19 protein-coding genes and 1 pseudogene are annotated in these 19,563 nt (G+C 69.7%); 11 read left to right on the top strand and 9 right to left on the bottom strand.

The features are described 5' to 3' along the window. The first annotated feature begins 58 nt into the window (after positions 1-58). The 4 genes and pseudogenes from H566_RS0103490 to H566_RS22655 form a co-directional block, all read left to right on the top strand. Entirely contained in the window at positions 59-787 is a 729-nt protein-coding gene (locus H566_RS0103490; RefSeq protein WP_034410396.1) for a PIG-L deacetylase family protein, read from the top strand. Beyond that, positions 780-1,961, top strand: a complete 1,182-nt coding sequence (locus H566_RS22660) for a glycosyltransferase family 2 protein (RefSeq protein WP_051377954.1) — start codon at positions 780-782, stop codon at positions 1,959-1,961. Before H566_RS0103490 ends, H566_RS22660 begins: the two co-directional genes overlap by 8 nt. A gap of 16 nt (positions 1,962-1,977) precedes the next feature. Further along, a complete protein-coding gene (locus H566_RS0103480) occupies positions 1,978-2,472 on the top strand; it encodes a CinA family protein (protein WP_028310342.1) in 495 nt (164 codons plus the stop codon). 14 nt (positions 2,473-2,486) lie between these two features. Next, a pseudogene (locus tag H566_RS22655) lies at positions 2,487-2,942 on the top strand (DUF421 domain-containing protein); the annotation flags it as partial. A 185-nt stretch (positions 2,943-3,127) separates the two neighbouring features. Here H566_RS22655 and H566_RS22650 read toward each other — a convergent pair. From H566_RS22650 to H566_RS0103460, 3 genes are all read right to left on the bottom strand, one after another. Continuing rightward, a complete protein-coding gene (locus H566_RS22650) occupies positions 3,128-4,471 on the bottom strand; it encodes a dicarboxylate/amino acid:cation symporter (RefSeq protein ID WP_051377952.1) in 1,344 nt (447 codons plus the stop codon). Between the two features lie 214 nt (positions 4,472-4,685). Next, positions 4,686-6,347: a CYTH and CHAD domain-containing protein gene (locus tag H566_RS0103465; protein WP_028310341.1), complete on the bottom strand. Its 1,662-nt coding sequence runs from the start codon at positions 6,345-6,347 to the stop codon at positions 4,686-4,688. A 21-nt stretch (positions 6,348-6,368) separates the two neighbouring features. Next, positions 6,369-6,821, bottom strand: a complete 453-nt coding sequence (locus H566_RS0103460) for an Hsp20/alpha crystallin family protein (protein ID WP_034410742.1) — start codon at positions 6,819-6,821, stop codon at positions 6,369-6,371. A 315-nt stretch (positions 6,822-7,136) separates the two neighbouring features. Between H566_RS0103460 and H566_RS0103455 the strand changes: the two genes are divergently transcribed. The 7 genes from H566_RS0103455 (at position 7,137) to H566_RS0103425 (ending at position 14,181) form a co-directional block, all read left to right on the top strand. Next, entirely contained in the window at positions 7,137-8,807 is a 1,671-nt protein-coding gene (locus tag H566_RS0103455) for a nitrite/sulfite reductase (RefSeq protein WP_028310339.1), read from the top strand. Beyond that, a complete protein-coding gene (locus H566_RS0103450) occupies positions 8,800-9,306 on the top strand; it encodes a DUF934 domain-containing protein (RefSeq protein WP_028310338.1) in 507 nt (168 codons plus the stop codon). The genes H566_RS0103455 and H566_RS0103450 overlap by 8 nt, the downstream gene beginning before the upstream one ends. 82 nt (positions 9,307-9,388) lie before the next feature. After that, positions 9,389-10,126 (top strand): phosphoadenylyl-sulfate reductase, encoded by a 738-nt coding sequence (locus H566_RS0103445; RefSeq protein ID WP_028310337.1) that lies wholly within the window; start codon positions 9,389-9,391, stop codon positions 10,124-10,126. Positions 10,127-10,136: 10 nt separating this feature from the next. Beyond that, entirely contained in the window at positions 10,137-11,051 is a 915-nt protein-coding gene (gene cysD / locus H566_RS0103440; RefSeq protein WP_028310336.1) for a sulfate adenylyltransferase subunit CysD, read from the top strand. A 12-nt stretch (positions 11,052-11,063) separates the two neighbouring features. Further along, positions 11,064-12,368, top strand: coding sequence for a sulfate adenylyltransferase subunit 1 (locus H566_RS0103435; RefSeq protein WP_028310335.1), 1,305 nt, complete (start codon positions 11,064-11,066; stop codon positions 12,366-12,368). A gap of 149 nt (positions 12,369-12,517) precedes the next feature. After that, positions 12,518-13,339, top strand: coding sequence for a ferredoxin--NADP reductase (locus H566_RS0103430; RefSeq protein ID WP_028310334.1), 822 nt, complete (start codon positions 12,518-12,520; stop codon positions 13,337-13,339). Next, the gene (locus tag H566_RS0103425) at positions 13,333-14,181 is read left to right on the top strand and encodes a sulfite exporter TauE/SafE family protein (protein ID WP_028310765.1); all 849 of its coding nucleotides are present in this window, start codon (positions 13,333-13,335) and stop codon (positions 14,179-14,181) included. The genes H566_RS0103430 and H566_RS0103425 overlap by 7 nt, the downstream gene beginning before the upstream one ends. A 134-nt stretch (positions 14,182-14,315) precedes the next feature. Here the strand turns inward: H566_RS0103425 and H566_RS22645 are convergent, their stop codons facing one another. From H566_RS22645 to H566_RS0103395, 6 genes are all read right to left on the bottom strand, one after another. Then, the gene (locus H566_RS22645) at positions 14,316-14,855 is read right to left on the bottom strand and encodes a M23 family metallopeptidase (protein WP_034410393.1); all 540 of its coding nucleotides are present in this window, start codon (positions 14,853-14,855) and stop codon (positions 14,316-14,318) included. 204 nt (positions 14,856-15,059) lie between these two features. Further along, positions 15,060-15,233 carry a hypothetical protein gene (locus tag H566_RS29335; protein ID WP_169732486.1) on the bottom strand — a complete coding sequence of 58 codons (174 nt, stop codon included), beginning with the start codon at positions 15,231-15,233 and terminating at the stop codon, positions 15,060-15,062. A 225-nt stretch (positions 15,234-15,458) separates the two neighbouring features. Then, the gene (locus H566_RS0103410; RefSeq protein ID WP_028310333.1) at positions 15,459-16,532 is read right to left on the bottom strand and encodes a sulfate/molybdate ABC transporter ATP-binding protein; all 1,074 of its coding nucleotides are present in this window, start codon (positions 16,530-16,532) and stop codon (positions 15,459-15,461) included. A gap of 11 nt (positions 16,533-16,543) precedes the next feature. Continuing rightward, positions 16,544-17,455: a sulfate ABC transporter permease subunit CysW gene (gene cysW, locus H566_RS22640; RefSeq protein WP_034410391.1), complete on the bottom strand. Its 912-nt coding sequence runs from the start codon at positions 17,453-17,455 to the stop codon at positions 16,544-16,546. Further along, positions 17,452-18,351 (bottom strand): sulfate ABC transporter permease subunit CysT, encoded by a 900-nt coding sequence (cysT, locus tag H566_RS0103400; RefSeq protein ID WP_028310332.1) that lies wholly within the window; start codon positions 18,349-18,351, stop codon positions 17,452-17,454. Before cysT ends, cysW begins: the two co-directional genes overlap by 4 nt. A gap of 121 nt (positions 18,352-18,472) precedes the next feature. Next, positions 18,473-19,489, bottom strand: coding sequence for a sulfate ABC transporter substrate-binding protein (locus tag H566_RS0103395; RefSeq protein WP_028310331.1), 1,017 nt, complete (start codon positions 19,487-19,489; stop codon positions 18,473-18,475). Between the last annotated feature and the right edge of the window lie 74 nt (positions 19,490-19,563).

Genomic DNA, 19,563 nt, shown 5'->3' with positions numbered 1-19,563 from the left:
GACGCGCGGGCGGGTTTATTGCGAACACCTCATCCATCGCCACTTCCGACCGCCGCCGATGAGCCATTCCAGCGAACTGCATGCGCGCCTCGACCGCCCCGGCAGGCTGCTGGTCGTGTCGCCGCATTTCGATGACGGCGTGTTCGGCGCGGGCCTGCTGATGGCGGCGCGCCCGGGCGCCTGTCTGCTCACGGTGTTCGGCGGCACGCCGGGCGACGGCGCGCTGCTGACCGAGTGGGATGCGCATTCGGGTTTCACGGGCGCGGCCGACGCGATGGCCGCGCGCCAGATCGAGGACCGTGCTGCCGCCGCGCTGCTCGGCGCCGAGCCCCGGCCGCTCGACTTCCTCGACGCGCAGTACGGCGCGCCGCCGCGCGAGGCCACGATCGCCGCCGCGATCGCGCGCGTGATCGACGCCGATCCGGCGATCCGCCTGATCGCGTTTCCGCTCGGGCTGTTCCATGCCGATCATCGCCGCGTGCGCGAGGCCTGCCTCGGCCTGCTCGACGGCTGGCCCGGGCTCGACTGGCTCGCCTACGAAGACGCGCTCTACCGCCGCATTGACGGCGCGGTGCAGGACACGCTGGCCGAACTGGGCGCGCGCGGCCTCGCGCTGCTGCCCGTCTGGCCGCTGGCCACCTCGGCGCTGGCCGGCGCGCTTGCGCGCAAGCGTGTCGCCGCCCGGGCCTACCGCAGCCAGATCGGCGCGCTCGCCCTCACCGATCTGGCCGACCTCGACGCGCCCGACCGCTACTGGCTCATCCGCCCCGGAGACGACGATGAATGAACCGCGGGTGCTGCCGCGCGTGAGCGTGATCGTGCTCACCCACAACCGGCGCGAGGAGCTGCTGACGACCGTCGCCCGCCTGCTCGCGCTGCCCGAGGCGCCGCCGGTGATCGTGGTGGACAACGCCTCGACCGACGGCACGGCCGCCGCCGTCGCCGCCTGCTTTCCGGGCGTGACGCTGGTGCGCAGCGAAGCCAATCTCGGCGCCGCCGGGCGCAATCTCGGCGCCTTGCGCGCGCGCACGCCCTACGTCGCCTTCAGCGACGACGACACCGACTGGCAGGCCGGCGCGCTGCCGCGCGCGGCCACGCTGCTCGATGCGTTTCCGGCGGTCGGCCTGGTCTGCGCGCGGGTGCGGATCGGCATCCCGCCCGATGCCGCCGGCGCCGTCGAGACGGGCGGGCTCGCTGCCGGCCAGGGATGCGCCGGTGCCAGCACTGCCATCGCCGTCGTCACCGGCGCGCCCGCCGTTGCCGCCACCGCAGGCCTCGTTGACGACCCCAGCTCCCGCCTCATGGCCCGCAGCCCGCTGCGCGCCGACGGCCTGCCGGGTCGGCCGCTGCTCGGCTTCATGGCCGGCGCCTGCGTGATGCGGCGCGACCTGTTCATCGCGATGGGCGGCTACCGGCGCGAATTCTTCATCGGCGGCGAGGAGGCGCTGCTCGCCTTCGACCTCGCGGCCGCGCGCTGGCTGATGCTGTACTGCGCCGATCTCGTGGTCGTGCACCGGCCCTCGCCGCTGCGCGATGCCGGCACGCGGCGCGACCTGCTCGCGCGCAACCGCGTCTGGGTCGCGTGGATGCGGCTGCCGCTCGCCGACGCGCTGCGCGAGACGGCGGAGGCGCTGGCCGACCTCGCGCGCGCCGGCCGGCTGCGTGCCGGCCTCGGCGCGATCCGGCGCGGTCTCGGCTGGGTGCTGGCCGAGCGCCGCGTGCTGCCGCACGCGGTCGTGCGCGACTGGCGCCGCGTCGAGGAGGTCCGGCGCGCCGACGAGGCGGCACGGCGCCTTGCCGAGGTCGACCGAGGCTCGGTCGAGGCCGAGCGGCACATTGCCCGGCCTGCCGCCACCGATGCCGGCGCCTCGACTTCGGCCGGCGCCGCCGAGCCGTTCCTGCGCGCCACGCTCGAACGGCTGCGCGGCGGCAGCCGCCAGCCCGACGACCTGCGGCCCTGAGCCCGGCTGCAAGCCCATGCACTCCCTCGTCGCGCTCGCCGGCTATCTGCGCCGCAACGGTCTGCTGGTCGTGACCGCCGAGTCATGCACCGCCGGCCTGATCGCCGCGCGTCTGGCGGACGAGCCCGGTTGCGGCAGCCTGCTCGACAGCGCCTTCGTCGTGTACTCGCCGGGCGCCAAGCAGCGCGAACTCGGCCTCACGCGCGAACTGCTTGCCACGCACAACCTGACGAGCGAGCCGGTGGCGCGCGCGATGGCCGAGGGCGCGCTCGCGCGCGTGCCCGAAGCGACGCTCGCCATCTCCAACACTGGCGTGGCCGACGATGGCGGCGAGGGCGTCGAGCCCGGCACGCAATGCTTCGGCTGGAGCTTCCGGCGGCGCGGCGCGGTCGTCAGCTTCACCGAGACCGCGCGCTTCGGCGGCGACCGCGCCGCGTTGCGCGCCCGGGCCGCCGAGTTCGCGCTGCTGCGCGTGTTCCGCTATCACGCGCTGGCTTGGCGCGCCGGCTGACGGGGCCGCGCGCGATGCTCGACCTGACGCTGCCCTGGTGGGAATTCATCGTGCGGGCGGCGGCCGTCTATGGCGTGCTGCTGGTGATGGTGCGGATGTCGGGCAAGCGCACGATCGGGCAGTTCACGCCCTTCGACCTGCTGGTCGTGATGCTGCTGAGCGAGGCCGTCAGCAATTCGCTCGGCGGCGGCGATGAATCGCTCGTGGGCGGCCTGATCGGCGCGGCCACGCTGCTCGCGCTCAATGCCGCGCTCGGCCGGTTGACGGCCATCAGCCCGGCGGCCGAGCGGCTGGTGGATGGCGAGCCGGTGCTGCTCGGCCGCGACGGCAGGCTGTTCCGCGACCGCATGCGGCGTCACCGGGTCGGCGAGGGCGACATGGCGCGCGCGCTGCGCGAGGCCGATTGCGGCCTTGACGAACTCAACTGCGCCTTCCTGGAGATCGACGGCAGCATCAGCGTGCGCAAGCGCGAGCGCGAGCTGCCGGATCAGGGCCGCGCGGGAATGACGCGCCACCGGCGCACCAAACAAAAAACGCCGTCATCCGAGGGGGGATGACGGCGCGGGAGGGGCCGGACCGCGAGGCCCGGCTTCCGGAGGAGACACGGTGGCGTCGGCGCCAGCCGCCCGGGGCGGTGGCGCGCGGCGCGGAAGAATCAGGCGCGGGCCGGCGCCTCGGTCGGAACCACCACCGGGGCGGCGCCGTGGGCGTGCGGCAGGACGGCCTCGGCGTCGAGTTCATCCTCGACGCCATGCGCCAGCACGCGCTGCATGCGGGCGCCGTCGAGTTCGCGTTCCCACTTCGACACGACCACCGTCGCGACGCCGTTGCCGATGAGGTTGGTGAGCGCGCGGGCTTCCGACATGAAGCGGTCGATGCCGAGGATGAGCGCCAGGCCCGCGACCGGGATGGTCGGCACCGCCGACAGCGTCGCGGCCAGCACGATGAAGCCCGAGCCGGTCACGCCCGACGCGCCCTTCGACGTGAGCAGCAGCACCGCGAGGATGGTCAGTTCCTGCATCAGCGTGAGGTCGGTGTTGGTGGCCTGGGCGACGAAGATCGCGGCCATCGTCAGGTAGATCGCGGTGCCGTCGAGGTTGAACGAATAGCCGGTCGGCACGACGAGGCCCACGACGGGCTTGGAGCAGCCGAGCTTTTCGAGCTTGGCCATGATGCGCGGCAGGGCCGATTCCGACGACGAGGTGCCGAGCACGATCAGCAGCTCTTCCTTGATGTAGCCGATGAACTTCACGATGCTGAAGCCGGCCCAGCGCGCGATCGAACCCAGCACCAGGAAGATGAACAGCAGGCAGGTGAGGTAGAAGCTGCCCATCAGCTTCATGAGCGGCAGCAGCGAGGCGACGCCGAACTTGCCGATCGTGAAAGCCATCGCGCCGAAGGCGCCGATCGGGGCGAGCTTCATGATGAAGCCGATGACGATGAACAGCATGTGGCCGAACTCGTCGACCAGCTTGACCACCGGCTTGGCGCGCTCGCCGGCGGCGCTGAGCGCGAAGCCCACGAGCACCGACAGCAGCAGCACCTGGAGGATCTCGCCCTTCGCGAACGCGTCGATGAAGGTCGACGGGATCAGGTTCATGAAGAAGTCCACCGTGGTCTGCGGCGGCGCCTTCGAGGTGATGGCCGTGAGCGCCTTGGTGTCGAGCGTCGAGACGTCGGCATTCAGGCCCGCGCCCGGTTGCAGCACGTTCACGACCACGAGGCCGAGGATGAGCGCCAGCGTGCTGACGACCTCGAAGTAGAGCAGGGCTTTGCCGCCGACGCGGCCGACCTTCTTCATGTCTTCCATGCCGGCGATGCCGACCACGACGGTGCAGAAGATGATCGGCGCGATCAGCATCTTGATGAGCTTGATGAAGCCGTCACCGAGCGGCTTCAGGTCGGCGCCCGTCGAGGGGTAGAAGTGGCCGAGCGCGACACCGGCCGCGATGGCGATGAGGACCTGTACGTACAGGCTCTTGTAGAGGGGCTTTTTCAAGACTGTCTCCCATGCGCGGCATCTCGGTGTCCGGACGGACGGCCGCTGAATGTGCGGCGGATGTTAGGGAGCGCGGGAGCGGCGGGCCATGTCGGATTTCCACAGCGGCGCGGGCCTGGCCGACCGGTGGAGAACGATCGCGCCCGGGCGGCGCGAACCGTGCGCGTCCGGTCGCGGCGCCGGACGGATGCGGGCGTGAAGCGGTATTTGCCGTTCAGCTTCTGGCGGCGGGCTTCTTCCACGGCGCGGGCAGCGCGAGCAATTCGCGCGCGAGGCGGGCGGCCTCGGGTTGCGCGGCGGCGATGGCGTCGCGCGCGGCGCGGGCGAGGTCGGCGGCGTGCGGGCTCGACGGCAGCAGGTCGAGCCGGGCGATGGCGACGGCGTCGTCGTTCATCTCGCCGAGCACGTCCTGAAGGTGCGACAGCGCCTTGCGCTGGGCCTGCACCGCGTCGGCGTCGAACAGCGCGCCGTACATGTCGAGCGCATAGCGGTAGCGCTTGACCGCGATGCGGAACTGGTGGCGCGCCTCGGCGTCGTCGCCGTCGAGCGCGGCGACGGTGGAGCGGGCGGCGTCGCGCGCGGCCTTGAGTTCGCGCCGCGCCAAGCGGTCGGCGGCGGCGCCGCGCTTGGCCGCGAGGCGCAGCGCGAGACCTTCGAGCTGGAGCATGGTGCGCGCGAAGGCGGGCGAGGCGAGGGCCTCGCGCAGTTCGTCGAGCGCCTGGGCGCGGTCGGCGGCGAGGCGGGCGTCGAGCGCGGCGCGCAGGTCGGCGTCGGAATAGGCGTCGTCGCGCGCGGCGGTGGAGGGCGCGCCGATCTTGCCGTCGAGGCGCGGCAGGGTCTGGCCGGTGAGCACGTCGAGATCGCGCGTGCGGCCGAGGCGACGGCCGAGTTCGCGCAGCGGTGCGCGCAGTTCGGCTTCGCGGCGCGGCAGCAAGGGACGCGCATGGCGCAGCGCGACGCGCAGGCGGCGCAGCGCGACGCGGGCCTGATGGACGAGTTCGGCGGGATCTTCGGCGTCGTCGGTGACGGAGGCGGACGGTGCAGCGGAACCACCTTCGGACGCCGGAGGCTTCGTGCCGTCGCCGGTCGGCGCGATACGGCCGGCTGCGGGCGTGGTTGCACCGGCGCGGATGAGCGCGGTGTCGAGCAGCAGCGCCTGCTGGCAGCGCGTGACGACGGCAGCGAGCAGCGCGCCCGCATGCGCGGCGGGGTCGGCCTCCGGCAGCGCGACCTTGGCCGCCACGGCCGGCCGACGGTCGGCCAGCGCAAAGCCGCGCGCCGCCTTGCTGCGCGTCTCGGGGATGAGCGCGATGTCGGCGGCGAGCCGCTCCGCGAAGTCGAGCACGCGACGCGGATCGCCCTCGATCAGCTCCAGCTCCACCTCGCAGATCGGCTCGCGCCGCAGCGTCTTGCCCTTGCCGGCGCGCAGTTCGCCGCGGTCGAGCGCCAACTCGAAGCGCGTGCCGCCCTTGAGCCGCAGCGTGCGCGACTCGCGCTCGAAATCGGTGTCGAACACCGGCCCGAGACGGGGCGCGAGACGGTCGAGCAGGGCGCGCACCTCGTCGGGCAGATCGGTGAAGGCGTCGAAGTCGAGCGCGGCGCCCGCGACGGGCACTTCCCATTCGCCGCGCGCGCTCAGGCCCGACACGCTTGCCGGCGAGGTCTTGAGCGTCTGCCACCACTGCTCGCCCGCAAGCCGCAGGCGCAATGCGGCCCGGCTGCGCGCGAGGTCGCGGCCGGGCGTGTCGAAATAGCGGTTTGCAAGCGTTTGCGCGGCCCACTCGCCCTCGGCGTGGCGCTCGACGAGCGGATGGCCGCGCAAGCGGGCCAGGTCGGCCGGCGCGATGGCGAGCTTGAGTTCGATTTCGTTCGCCATCGCGTCTCCTTCAGGTCAGGCTCATTGCACGGTGATGAGGCGCGGCTCGATCACGTCGCGCTTGGGCAGCACGAGCGTGAGCACGCCGTTCTCGAAGCGCGCCTCGGCCTTGGCGTCATCCAGTTCCGAGGGCAGCGCGAAGCTCCGAGCGTACTGGGTGGCGAAGCGTTCCGTGTGAAGCACCTGTTCGCCTTCCTTGACCTCGCGTTCGGCGCGTGTGGTGGCCTCGATCGACAGGCGCTTGCCCTCGACCTTGATGCGGATGTCTTCCTTGGCGACGCCGGGCAGGTCGGCGACGACCTCGTAGGCGCGGCCGCGGTCGATCACGTCGACACGGGCCTTGGTGACGATCGGCTCCTGCGCGGCGGCGGCGCGGGCGGCGACGGCGCGCGGCGTGAACAGGTCGTTCACCACGTCATCGAAGAACGAGAGGAAGGGGTCGCGGACAACGGCATTGCGGACGATCTGGTTCATGGCTTTCTCCATCGGGGCAGTGGCGCACACGGCGCCGATGAGCCTGAAATGGGAACCGCGACAGCGCCTTCAAGATCTTGAAAATCGGCCACGCCGACCCTATGCGGCGGCGATTTCCCGCATGCGGCGTGGGCTTATGCGGATCGGGCATACCACTATTGCCCGCAGTGCGTAGGGCCGCGCGGAAGGCTGACTTATCCTCGCGCCTCCGCTTGATCCGTCCGCCACCGCGCATGCCGCGCGACCGCCGGTACCGGCCCGGACCGATCCACACCCTCTTTCCCGACGACCATGCCGCAGGCTTCCCCCCCTCGCATCTACCGGTACACCGAGTTCGACCAGCAGATGGTCGATGAGCGCGTCGCCCAGTTCGCCGACCAGATCGCGCGCAACCTGCGCGGCGAGCTGGCCGACGACGAACTGCGTCCGCTGCGCCTGCAGAACGGCCTCTACATCCAGCGCCACGGCCCGATGCTGCGCGTGGCCATCCCCTACGGCGTGTTCGCGGCCTACCAGCTGCGCGGCCTGGCCAACATCGCGCGCACCTACGACCGTGGCTGGGCGCACTTCAGCACCCGCCAGAACCTGCAATACAACTGGTTCAGGTTCGAGGACACGCCGGCGATGCTGGCCGACCTCGCCAAGGTCCAGATGCACGCGGTGCAGACCTCGGGCAACTGCGTGCGCAACATCACCACCGACGCCTTCGCCGGCGTCGCGCCCGACGAGATCGTCGATCCGCGCCCGGTGGCCGAGCTGCTGCGCCAGTGGAGCACCTTCCATCCCGAGTTCGCCAACCTGCCGCGCAAGTTCAAGATCGCCATCAGCGGCACGAAGGACGACCGCGCCGCGATCTCGGTGCACGACATCGGCCTGCAACTGCGCCTCGAAGATGGCGCGCTCGTCGCCGACGTGTACGTGGGCGGCGGCCTCGGCCGCACGCCGATCATCGGCAGCCTGATCCGCAAGGGTCTGCCCTGGCAGCACCTCATCACCTACATCGAGGCCGCGCTGCGCGTGTACAACCTGCACGGCCGCCGCGACAACCTCTACAAGGCGCGCATCAAGATCCTCGTCAAGGCGCTGGGCGCCGCGAAGTTCGCCGAGGAAGTCGAGGCCGAATGGCAGCACCTCAAGGACGGCCCCGGCACCCTGCCGCAGAGCGAGCTCGACCGCATCGCGGCCGATTTCACGCTGCCGGAATACGAAACGCTCGACGACAACTTCGACGTCACGAACGAATCGGTCGCCTTCCAGCGCTGGGCCGCGCGCAGCGTCAAGGGCCATCGCCAGTCGGGCTACCGCGCCGTGACCATCTCGCTCAAGGGCCGCGACCTGCCGCCGGGCGACATCACCGCCGACCAGATGGACGCCGTCGCGGCGCTGGCCGACGAGTTCAGCGCGAGCGAGATCCGCGCGACCCACGAGCAGAACCTCGTGCTGCCGCATGTGCGCGCGATCGACCTGCCGGCGCTGTACGAGCGCCTCGTGGCCGCCGGCCTCGCGACGCCCAACCTCGGCTTCATCACCGACATCATCTGCTGCCCGGGCGGCGACCTGTGCGCGCTGGCCAATGCCAAGTCGATCCCCATCGCCAAGGCGCTCCAGCAGCGCTTCGACGACCTGGACTACCAGCACGACATCGGCGACATCACGCTCAACATCTCGGGCTGCATCAACAGCTGCGGCCATCACCACATCGGCCACATCGGCATCCTCGGCGTGGATAAGCACGACGAGGAGTGGTACCAGGTCACGCTCGGTGGCGACTACGGCGCGTCGCCCGAGCAGGCGCACATCGGCACGATCATCGGCCCGAGCTTCGCGGCCGAGCAGGTGCCCGACGTGGTCGAGAAGATCGTCAGGCACTACCTGGCGAACCGCGAGGGCGAGGAGGAGCGCTTCATCGACGCCTTCCGCCGCATCGGCATCGCCTCGTTCAAGCAGGCCGCCTACGCCACGGAAGAAGGAGCCGCCCATGTCTGACGTCATCACCACCCTGGGCGGCACGCCCGCGCTCGCCGCCGATGACTGGACGCGCATCGAGGACGCCTCCGCCGGCATTCCGGCCACGGGCAAGGTCATCGTGCCGTTGGCCTGGGCGCTCGAACATGCCGACGAACTCAAGGCGCGCGGCGACTTCGGCGTCTGGCTCAAGCCCGACGACGTGGCGGAAGCCGCCGCGCCGCTGCTCGGTAGCGCGGGCATCGTCGCGGTGCAGTACCTCAAGTTCACCGACGGGCGCGGTCATTCGATCGCCTGGCTGCTGCGCAAGCGCCTCGGCTACACCGGCGACATCCGCGCCTTCGGCGACGTGCGCCGCGACCAGCTGTTCAACCTGCGCCGCACCGGCTTCACGAGCTTCGCGATGGCCGAGGGCCAGAACGTCGCGGCGGCGCTGGCGGGCTTCACCGCGTTCAGCGGCGCCTACCAGCTGAGCGCCGACGGTCGCGCACCGGCCTGGCTCGCGGCCGCGTCGGCCTGACGCCTCCCTCAAGCCTCGTTTCCGCCTGCCGCGCAGTCATGCCGGCAGGCTCGCGAACCCCAGCCAGAGAGCAAGCCCCCGCATGAGCGCCCCCAATCCCAATATCGACACCGCCCTCCTCGACGCGCGCGAAGCCTCGGCCCTCGCCGTGCTGCGCGAGGCGGCGGCCGAGCAGCCGGCCGTGTTCTCGACCAGCTTCGGCGCCGAGGACATGGTCATCCTCGACCTCATCCGTCGCCACGGCCTCGACATCGCCAGCTTCACGCTCGACACCGGCCGGCTGAACGAGGAGACCTACGCCGTCATGCAGGCCACCGAGGCGCGCTACGGCAAGGTCGTCACCACGTACTTTCCGGATGCCGCCGCCGTCGCCGCGCTGGTCGCGAAGAACGGCATCAACGGCTTCTACGACTCGGTCGAGAACCGCAAGGAATGCTGCGGCGTGCGCAAGATGCAGCCGCTGGCCAAGGCGCTCGCCGGCAAGAAGGCGTGGATTACGGGCCTGCGCGCCTCGCAGTCCGTCACGCGCACCGACACGCCGGTGCGCGAATGGGACGAGGCCCGCCAGCTCACCAAGTTCAATCCGATCATCGACTGGAGCGAGGCCGAGGTCTGGGCCTACATCCGTCGCCACGACGTGCCGTACAACAAGCTGCACGACCAGTTCTTCCCGAGCATCGGCTGCGCGCCCTGCACCCGGGCGATCACGCCGGGCGAGGACGTTCGCGCCGGGCGCTGGTGGTGGGAGAACCCCGAATCCAAGGAATGCGGCCTGCACGTCAAGGACGGCCAGGTCTCGCCGCTCAAATTCAAGTCCTGAGGAAATACCGATGACCGCGATTGCGTCGCGCTCGCTGAGCCATCTCGACTGGCTCGAATCCGAAGCCATCCACATCATGCGCGAGGTCGCTGGCCAGACCAGCAACCCCGTGCTGCTGTTCTCGGGCGGCAAGGATTCGATCGTCATGCTGCATCTGGCCACCAAGGCCTTCCGGCCGGGCAAGTTCCCGTTCCCGCTGATGCACATCGACACGGGCCACAACTTCAAGGAAGTGACCGACTTCCGCGACTACCGCGCCGCCCAGCTGGGCGAACGCCTGATCGTGCGCAGCGTGGAGGACAGCATCAAGAACGGCCGCGTCGTGCTGCGCTCGCCCGACGAGCTGCGCAACAAGCACCAGAGCGTGACGCTGCTGGACGCGATCGCCGAGTTCGAGTTTGACGCCTGCCTCGGCGGCGCGCGCCGTGACGAGGAAAAGGCCCGCGCCAAGGAGCGCGTGTTCAGCTTCCGCGACGAATGGGGCCAGTGGGACCCGAAGAACCAGCGCCCCGAGCTCTGGAACCTCTACAACGCGCGTGTCGCCAAGGGCGAGAACATGCGCGTGTTCCCGATCAGCAACTGGACCGAGCTGGACGTGTGGCAGTACATCGCGCGCGAAGGCATCGAGGTGCCGAGCATCTATTTCGCGCATGAACGCGAGATCGTGCGGCGCGGTGACGCGCTCGTGCCCGTCACCGAACTCACGCCGGCCAAGGACGGCGAGAAGGTCGAGACCGTCAGCGTGCGCTTCCGCACCGTGGGCGACATCACCTGCACCTGCCCGGTCGCCTCGACCGCCGGCACGTACGAAGAAATCATCGCCGAGACCGTCACCGCCACGCTCACCGAGCGCGGCGCCACGCGCATGGACGACCAGACCTCGGAAGCCTCGATGGAACAGCGCAAGAAGGAAGGCTACTTCTAAGGTGCCATGACAATGAATCTTCAAGACACCCCCCAAGAAACCGATCTCGGCGTCCTGCGCTTCCTGACCTGCGGCAGCGTCGATGACGGCAAGAGCACGCTCATCGGCCGTCTGCTCTACGACACCAAGACCATCCTCGACGACACGATCGCCACCCTCGAACGCAACGCGAAGAAGAAGGGCCTGAGCGCGATCGACCTGTCGCTGCTGACCGACGGCCTGATCGCCGAGCGCGAGCAGGGCATCACGATCGACGTGGCCTACCGCTACTTCGCGACGGCCAATCGCAAGTTCATCATCGGCGACGCGCCCGGCCACGAGCAGTACACGCGCAACATGGTCACGGCCGCGAGCACGGCCGACGTGGCGATCCTGCTGGTCGACGCGCGCAAGGGCATCCTGCCGCAGACCCGCCGTCACGCCACGATCGCCACGCTGCTGGGCGTGAACCAGCTGATCGTCGCGGTCAACAAGATGGATCTGGTCGGCTACGACAAGGCGGTGTTCGACCGCATCGACACCGAGTTCCGCGAATGGCTCGCCCAGCATCCGGAAGCCAGCGCAAATGTGCATTCGGTGCCGCTGTCGGCGCTCGAAGGCGCGATGGTCGTGAACCGCGGCGTGCCCCAGGAAGATTCCGACGAGGACGCCCAGCCGCTCGGCTGGTACCAGGGCCCGACGCTGCTGGAGCTGCTGGAATCGGCGCCGAGCAGCCAGCTCAAGGCAGACGCGGCCTGGCGCTTTCCGGTGCAATGGGTCTGCCGCCCGTCGCAGAGCGATTTCCGCGGCTACGCCGGCCGCATCGAGGAAGGCACGATCGCCGTCGGCGACGAGATCGTCGTGCTGCCGTCGGGCCGCCGCTCGAAGGTCACGCGCATCGGTCTGGGTGAAGCCGAGCTGACCGAAGCCTTCGCCGGCCAGTCGGTGATGGTGTCGCTCGCCGACGAGATTGACATCTCGCGCGGCGACATGTTCGTCAAGGCGAGCGAAGCCCAGCCCGAAGGCCGCCAGCAGTTCTCGGCCACGGTGAGCTGGCTCGGCCACAACGCGCTCGACCCGCGTCGCGGCTACATCCTTCGCCACACCTCGCGCGAGGTGAAGGCGAAGGTCGCGGCCGTCGAAAGCAAGCTCGACCTCGTGAGCCTCGCGTGGTCGCCGAGCGACCAGCCCGTCGCGCTCAACGACATCGCCAAGCTCAGCATCAAGGTCCAGCAGCCGCTGATCGCCGATGCCTACGCCGCCAACCGCGTGACCGGCAGCTTCATCCTCGTGGACGAAGCCACCAACGACACGGTCGCCGCCGGCCTCATCGCCTGAGCACGAAAGCTGCTCTCTCCTCCCGCATGACCGACAAGCCCGACGCGCCGGGCGGCAATCCCGCCCCGGCCACAGTGCAAACGCTTTCACCGTCTACAGTCGGTGAAGGCGCGGCCGCGCCCGCGAAGCCGAAGAAGCTGCCGGGCGAAATGCCGCCCGACAAGTACACGCGCGAGACCATCACCTGGATCAAGCCGTGGACGCCGCATCTGTTCAGCTTCCGCACCACGCGCTCGCCGGGCTTCCGCTTCATTCCCGGCCAGTTCGCGCGGCTGGGCGTTTGGCGGGAGGACGGCGATCCGGCCGAGAAGAAGGGGCCGCGCTGGGTGTGGCGCGCCTATTCGATCGCTTCGGCCAACTACGACGAGTTCCTGGAGTTCTATTCCATCGTCGTGCCCGACGGCGAGTTCACGACGAAGCTCGCGTCGCTCAAGGTCGGCGATGAAGTGCTGGTCGAGAAGACCAACTACGGCTTTCTCACCACCGACCGCTTCGAGGGCGGCCGCGAGCTGTGGCTGCTGAGTTCGGGCACCGGCCTCGCGCCCTTCATCAGCATCCTGCTCGACCTCGCGATCTGGGAGCAGTACGAGCGCATCGTCGTCGTGCACAGCGTGCGGCATGCCGACGAACTGGCCTACCGCGACACGATCGAGGGCTTGAAGGATCACGAAGCCTTCGGCGAACTGCTCGCCGAAAGCCCGGGCAAGGTCGTGTACCTGCCGCTCATCACGCGCGAGCAGGGCCACTGGCCCGACGGCCGGCCGATGCTGGCCAAGCGCATCACCACCGCGCTCGCCGACGGCAGCCTCGCCGCCGAGGCCGGCGTGCCGCTCGACCCCGCCACCAGCCGCGTGATGATCTGCGGCAATCCGACGATGGTGGACGACATCCGCAAGCAGCTCGCCGCAATGGGCTTCGCCGTGAGCCGGCGCGGCGTGCCCGGCACCATGGCCGTGGAGAACTACTGGTGATTCCCGAACTTCAATTCGTGCTCGGCGGAGCCTTCGTCGGCTTCATCGTCGGCATGACCGGCGTCGGCGGCGGTTCGCTCATGACGCCGCTGCTCACCCTGGTGTTCGGCGTGCCGGCGCAGGTGGCGGTCGGCACCGATCTGCTGTTCGCCTCGGTCACGAAGGCGGGCGGCATCGTCACGCATGCGCGCAAGGGCAACGTGAACTGGTCCATCACGGGCTGGCTCGTCGCGGGCTCGGTGCCGGCGGCGGCGCTCACGCTCGGCGGGCTGCATCTGGCCGGACTCGACAACGGCGCGCTCGCCAAGGTGATGGCGCGCGGCCTGGGCGTGGCGCTGTTCATGACGGCGAGCGCGATCCTGCTGCGCAACCAGATCCGCGCGCTCGGCCAGAAGCTCGCGGCGCGGCGCATGGCGGCGGCCACGCCCGGCGGCGGCACGATTGAAGTCGAGGTGGAGGTTGCGATCGAGCGCGACGCCGAAGCGGTGCGCGTGCTGCCCACCTTCCTGCTCGGCCTCACGATCGGCACGCTAGTCGCGCTCACCTCGGTGGGCGCGGGAGCGCTGGGCGTGGTGGCGCTGCTGTTCCTGTATCCGAACGCGCCGGTGCGCCGCATCGTCGGCGCCGACATCGCGCATGCGGTGCCGCTCACGCTGGTCGCGGGCGCGGGCCACGCGATCATGGGCAGCGTCAACTGGTCGATGCTCGCGGCGCTGCTGATCGGCTCGCTGCCGGCGATCACGCTCGGCAGCCATCTCACGGCCAAGGTGCCCGAGAAGCTGCTGCGCGGCTTCCTCGCGACGATGCTGGTCGTGATTGGCGCCAAGCTGGTGTTTTCCTGAGCGGGCGCCGGCCCTGACGGGCTGGCTGTTCGGCGAAAGGGATGGGCGCTTCGGCGCCCGTTTTCATTGGCGCAGCCTTGATCTAGCCGACCTCCCGCGCTGACGACGCAGCGGCCGCGCGGGGACCGCCGACCTCAATCGCGCACACCCGCCGGGGCAGTTGCCGCCTCCCGCCCCGCGCGCAGCAGCGGCCACGGATTGATCGCCCCGCCCGCCGCATAGATGCCGTAGTGCAGATGCGTCGGCCCGCCGGCCGCGTTGCCGGTATTGCCCACGCGCCCGATCACCTCGCCGGGCCAGACCCATTCGCCGGCGGCGCGGCCGGCCCAGTCGTCGAGATGGGCGTAGTAGTGCATCTGCCGGCCCGGCCCGAGCACCCACACCACCTTGCCGCCGAGGCTGTTCATGCCGACCCGCGTGATGCGCCCGCGCGTGGTCGCGAGCACCGGCGTGCCGCGCGCCGCGAAGATGTCGATGCCTTCATGCCGGCGCCGGCCGCCATCGCGCGCATTGCCCCAGGAGTCGTAGAGCCGCGCGCCCGGCAGCGGCGAGGGCAGTCGCGCGGGCGCCGGCTCGGCGAGCAGATCGGCGAAGCGGCGGGCTTCCTGCATCCACGGCAGAACCCAGGCGCTCGCGGCGAGGATGAGGACGACGGCGAATACGCGCTTGAGCATGGCGGGGCGGCTCCGGCTGAACGTGACACGTCACCGTCGCTTCATGCTTTGGCAATCGATCCGGATGACCTGGATCAACTGTGTTCTGAATTGTCTGTCGGGATTGTTTGATTCATGACAAGCGGAAGGGCGGGTTGTCATGAGGGCGACGGGGGGCTCCCGCCGCCAACCGGGCCGTTGCGGCCCGGCGTGGCGAGCCTGGGATCAGGCCTTCACTTCGGCGAGCGCGCGCTCGGCGGCCATCGCGGCGGCCTGGGCGTCGAAGGCCTTGCCGTAGAGGACTTCCCACACGAGCTTGGACAGCACGGTTTCGATCTTCTCGGCGTCAGCGGCCTTGACGAATTCGCCTTCGGTCGTGGTGAGCTTTTGCAGGGCCATGGTGATCTCCTATTGAACAGAACTGATGCGGTTTTCAGGGGACTGGGCCGTTGTCGTATCCAGCGGCTCGCATCCCCTGTTTAGCAACAACCGTGCAAATCACTCGGGATAGTCGGGCTCTATGAAAGCGATGGAGAAAAGGCAATCGGCGGCTTGCTTTCAGGCCCGCGCGCAAATGAAAACGGCGGGCCAGGCCCGCCGTTCGCCGCCATGCCGGGCAGTGCGTCAGATGTTCTCGCCGAGAAACACGCGCGCCTCGCGCGGCTGCACGACGAGCGCATCGCCCACGCCCACGCCGAGCGCGCGGAACTGCTCGGCGCCGATCTGCGCCTCGATGATCCCGGCCGAGGCGTCGCCCTGGCGCTGGAGTTCGAGCCGCGCGATCGGGCCGACCACGAGCGAGCGCGCGAGCGTCACGGCGATGCCTTCCACGCCCGGCGCCGGCAGCGCCACGTCGAAGTCATAGGGCCGCACATAAGCCACGGCGCTCGCCGAGCCGACATGGGCGTGGTCGTCGGCGGGCAGGCTGAAGCCTTCGAGATGCGCCTTGCCATCCTCGACCCGGCCGTGGAACAGGTTGACGTCGCCGAGGAAGCCGTACACGAAGGGGCTCGCGGGTTGCGCCCAGACCTGCTCGGGCGTGCCGATCTGCTCGATCTGGCCGCGGTTCATGAGCACCACGCGGTCGGCCACTTCGAGCGCTTCCTCCTGGTCGTGGGTGACGAAGATGCTCGTCACATGCAACTCGTCATGCAGCCGGCGCAGCCAGCGCCGCAGCTCCTTGCGCACCTTGGCGTCGAGCGCGCCGAAAGGCTCGTCGAGCAGCAGCACCTGGGGTTCGACCGCGAGCGCCCGCGCGAGCGCGATGCGCTGGCGCTGGCCGCCCGACAGCTGCGACGGGAAGCGGTCAGCCAGCCAGTCGAGCTGCACGAGCTTGAGCAGCTCCATCACCTTCTCGCGGATCTTGGCTTCGCTCGGGCGCGTGGCACGCGGGCGCACGCGCAGGCCGAAGGCGACGTTCTCGAACACGCTCATGTGGCGGAACAGCGCGTAGTGCTGGAACACGAAGCCGACGTTGCGCTCGCGCACATGCAGGTCGCTGGCGTCGGTGCCGTCGAACAGCACGCTGCCGGCGTCGGCCGATTCGAGGCCGGCGATGATGCGCAGCAGCGTGGTCTTGCCGCAGCCCGAGGGGCCGAGCAGGGCGACGAGTTCGCCGGGCGCGATGTCGAGATTCACGCCGTTGAGCGCGGTGAAGGCGCCGAAATGCTTGGAGACGGAACGGATCTGGATGGTCATGGCGGCGAGGCTCAGGCTTGCGCGCCGGTCGCGGCCGGCGTGGTCGGGGAGGAGTTGCCCGCGTTGGGGTTCTCGGGCGGAAGGTCGTCGGAGGGCGTGGCGAGCAGGCCGCGCCATTCGATCCAGCTCTTGATCGCGAGCGTGACGAGCGCCAGCAGCGCGAGCAGCGAGGCCACGGCGAAGGCGGCGACGAACTGGTACTCGTTGTAGAGAATCTCGACATGCAGCGGGATGGTGTTGGTGTAGCCGCGCACATGGCCCGACACCACCGACACCGCGCCGAATTCGCCCATAGCGCGCGCATTGCAGAGGATCACGCCGTACAGCAGACCCCACTTCACGTTGGGCAGCGTCACGCGCCAGAAGGTCTGCCAGCCGCTCGCGCCCAGCACGATCGCCGCCTGTTCCTCGTCGGTGCCCTGGGCTTCCATGAGCGGAATCAGCTCGCGCGCCACGAACGGAAAGGTGACGAAGATCGTGGCCAACGTCATGCCCGGCACCGCGAAGATCACCTTCACGTCATGCGCGCTCAGCCAGGGCCCGAACCAGCCCTGGGCGCCGAACACCAGCACGTAGATCAGGCCCGACACCACCGGCGACACCGAGAACGGCAGGTCGATCAGCGTCATCAGGAACTGCTTGCCCCTGAAGTCGAACTTCGCCACCGCCCAGGCGGCGCAGATGCCGAAGAACAGGTTCACCGGCACGGCGATGACGGCGACGGTCAGCGTGAGCGTGATCGCCGACCACGCATCCGGCTCGCGGATCGATTCGAGGTACACGCCGAAGCCCTTGCGCAGCGCCTCGGTGAACACCGCCACCAGAGGCAGCAGCAGGAAGAAGGCGAGAAAGCCGAGCGCCGCCGCGATGAGCAGCACGCGCACCCAGCGCGGCTCGGTGGTCGAAATCTTTGCCGTGCTCATTTGCGACCGCTCCCGGCCGAACCCGACCGCTTCGCCTGCCATGCCTGGAGCAGGTTGATGACGAACAGCAGCACGAAGCTCACGCCCAGCATCACGGTGGCGACGGCCGTCGCGCCCGCGTAGTCGTACTGCTCCAGCTTGGTGATGATGATCAGCGGGCCGATTTCCGAAACCATCGGCAGATTGCCCGCGATGAAGATGACCGATCCGTACTCGCCGATCGCGCGCGCGAAGGCGAGCGAGAAGCCGGTCAGCAGCGCCGGCAGCACCGTGGGGAAGATGACGTGGCGGAAGGTCTGCCAGCGCGTCGCGCCGAGCATGGCGGCGGCTTCCTCAAGCTCGCGTTCGGCTTCTTCGAGCACCGGCTGCACCGTGCGCACGACGAAGGGCAGGCCGATGAAGATCAGCGCCACCACGATGCCGAGCGGCTTGAACGCCACCTTGATGCCGAGCGGCTCCAGGTATTGCCCGATCCAGCCGTTGGGCGCGTACAGCGCCGTCAGCGCGATACCCGCGACCGCCGTCGGCAGCGCGAACGGCAGATCGACCAGCGCGTCGATGAAGCGCCGGCCAGGGAAGCGGTAGCGCACCAGCACCCAGGCCACCAGCAGCCCCGCGAACAGGTTGACGAAGGCCGCCGCGAAGGACGCGCCGAAGCTCACCTTGTAGGCGGCGAGCACGCGCGCCGAGGTGGTCGCGGCGATGAACTGGTCCCAGGTGAGCGTCGCGGTCTTGAGGAAGAGCGCGACGAGCGGGATCAGCACGATCAGGCTCAGATAGAAGATCGTGTAGCCGAGCGTGACGCCGAAACCGGGCAGCACGCTCGGCTGGCGCCAGGGCGTGCGCCGGGCACCGGGCGCGCCGCCCGCGAGCGGAGGACTGGCAACTGCGGACATGGTCTTGTTCTGTTTGGGGAGTAGGAGCCCGCGCGCGGCGGGGCCGGACGGTGCGCCGGGGCGGTTGCCCGGTCATTTCGGCGATGCGGGCGGCACCGACTCCGCCCGCCTGCCCCCACGCTCAGCGGCCGCCGGGCGTGTAGATCTGGTCGAAGCTGCCGCCGTCGTCGAAGTGCGCCTTCTGGGCGCGGCCCCAGTCGCCGAAGCTCTCGTCCACGGTGAAGAACTTCACCGTCGGGAACTGCGCCGCGTACTTGACGAACACCGTCTTGTCGCGCGGACGCAGGTAGTTCTGCGCGGCGATTTCCTGGCCTTCGGGCGACCACAGGTATTCGAGATAGGCGGTGGCGACGGCGCGGCTGCCGCGCTTGTCCACGACCTTGTCGACCACCGCGACCGGCGGCTCGACCAGGATGCTCAGGCTCGGGTACACGACCTCGAAGCCGCCCCGGCCGAATTCGCGCGCGATCATCTCGGCCTCGTTCTCGAAGGTCACGAGCGCATCGCCGATCTGCCGCTGCATGAAGGTGGTGGTGGCGGCGCGGCCACCGCTGTCGAGCACCGGCACGTTCTTGAACAGCGCGGCGACGAATTCCTTGGCCTTTGCCTCGTTGCCGCCGGGCTGGCGCAGCGCGAAGCCCCAGGCCGTGAGGTAGGTGTAGCGGCCGTTGCCCGAGAGCTTGGGATTGGGGATGACCACCTGCGTGCCCGGCTTGACCAGATCGCTCCAGTCCTTGATGCCCTTGGGATTGCCCTTGCGCACGAGGAACACGGTGGCCGAGGTGAAGGGTGCCGAATGGTCGGGCAGGCGTTTGGCCCACTCGGCCGGCACGACACCGTTGCGTGCAAGCAGGTCGATGTCGGTGGACTGGTTCATGGTGATGACGTCGGCTTCGAGGCCGTTCACCACCGAGGTCGCCTGCTTGCTCGATCCGCCGTGCGACATGTTGATCGTGAGCGTCTCGCCGCCGTGCTTCGCGGCCCAGGCCTTGGCGAAGGCCGGGTTGTAGTCCTTGTAGAAGTCGCGCATCACGTCGTAGGAGACGTTGAGGATCGTCGTCGGGCCGGCGGCGCGCGCGGGCAGGGCGCTGCCGGCGGCGGCGAGGGCGATGAGGGCTAGGGCGTGGCGTCGCTTCATGAAGGGCTTTCGTCTGCGAGGGTTCAGTCGGCACGGCCGGGCCGGCCGGGGGACCGCCGATGATGCATCGCGCG

Origin of the sequence: Derxia gummosa DSM 723, from assembly GCF_000482785.1 — a bacterium.
GTDB lineage: Bacteria > Pseudomonadota > Gammaproteobacteria > Burkholderiales > Burkholderiaceae_E > Derxia > Derxia gummosa.
Note: the sequence above shows the minus strand (reverse complement) of the source record. Positions and strands in the feature narration are given on the sequence as shown.

Coding starts and splice junctions, on each gene's coding strand:
- H566_RS0103490 (WP_034410396.1), top strand. CDS start 59: ATGAGCCATTCCAGCGAACTGCATGCGCGCCTCGACCGCCCCGGCAGG.
- H566_RS22660 (WP_051377954.1), top strand. CDS start 780: ATGAATGAACCGCGGGTGCTGCCGCGCGTGAGCGTGATCGTGCTCACC.
- H566_RS0103480 (WP_028310342.1), top strand. CDS start 1,978: ATGCACTCCCTCGTCGCGCTCGCCGGCTATCTGCGCCGCAACGGTCTG.
- H566_RS0103465 (WP_028310341.1), bottom strand. CDS start 6,347: ATGGCGAACGAAATCGAACTCAAGCTCGCCATCGCGCCGGCCGACCTG.
- H566_RS0103460 (WP_034410742.1), bottom strand. CDS start 6,821: ATGAACCAGATCGTCCGCAATGCCGTTGTCCGCGACCCCTTCCTCTCG.
- H566_RS0103450 (WP_028310338.1), top strand. CDS start 8,800: ATGTCTGACGTCATCACCACCCTGGGCGGCACGCCCGCGCTCGCCGCC.
- H566_RS0103445 (WP_028310337.1), top strand. CDS start 9,389: ATGAGCGCCCCCAATCCCAATATCGACACCGCCCTCCTCGACGCGCGC.
- cysD (WP_028310336.1), top strand. CDS start 10,137: ATGACCGCGATTGCGTCGCGCTCGCTGAGCCATCTCGACTGGCTCGAA.
- H566_RS0103435 (WP_028310335.1), top strand. CDS start 11,064: ATGAATCTTCAAGACACCCCCCAAGAAACCGATCTCGGCGTCCTGCGC.
- H566_RS0103430 (WP_028310334.1), top strand. CDS start 12,518: ATGCCGCCCGACAAGTACACGCGCGAGACCATCACCTGGATCAAGCCG.
- H566_RS22645 (WP_034410393.1), bottom strand. CDS start 14,855: ATGCTCAAGCGCGTATTCGCCGTCGTCCTCATCCTCGCCGCGAGCGCC.
- H566_RS29335 (WP_169732486.1), bottom strand. CDS start 15,233: ATGGCCCTGCAAAAGCTCACCACGACCGAAGGCGAATTCGTCAAGGCC.
- H566_RS0103410 (WP_028310333.1), bottom strand. CDS start 16,532: ATGACCATCCAGATCCGTTCCGTCTCCAAGCATTTCGGCGCCTTCACC.
- cysW (WP_034410391.1), bottom strand. CDS start 17,455: ATGAGCACGGCAAAGATTTCGACCACCGAGCCGCGCTGGGTGCGCGTG.
- cysT (WP_028310332.1), bottom strand. CDS start 18,351: ATGTCCGCAGTTGCCAGTCCTCCGCTCGCGGGCGGCGCGCCCGGTGCC.
- H566_RS0103395 (WP_028310331.1), bottom strand. CDS start 19,489: ATGAAGCGACGCCACGCCCTAGCCCTCATCGCCCTCGCCGCCGCCGGC.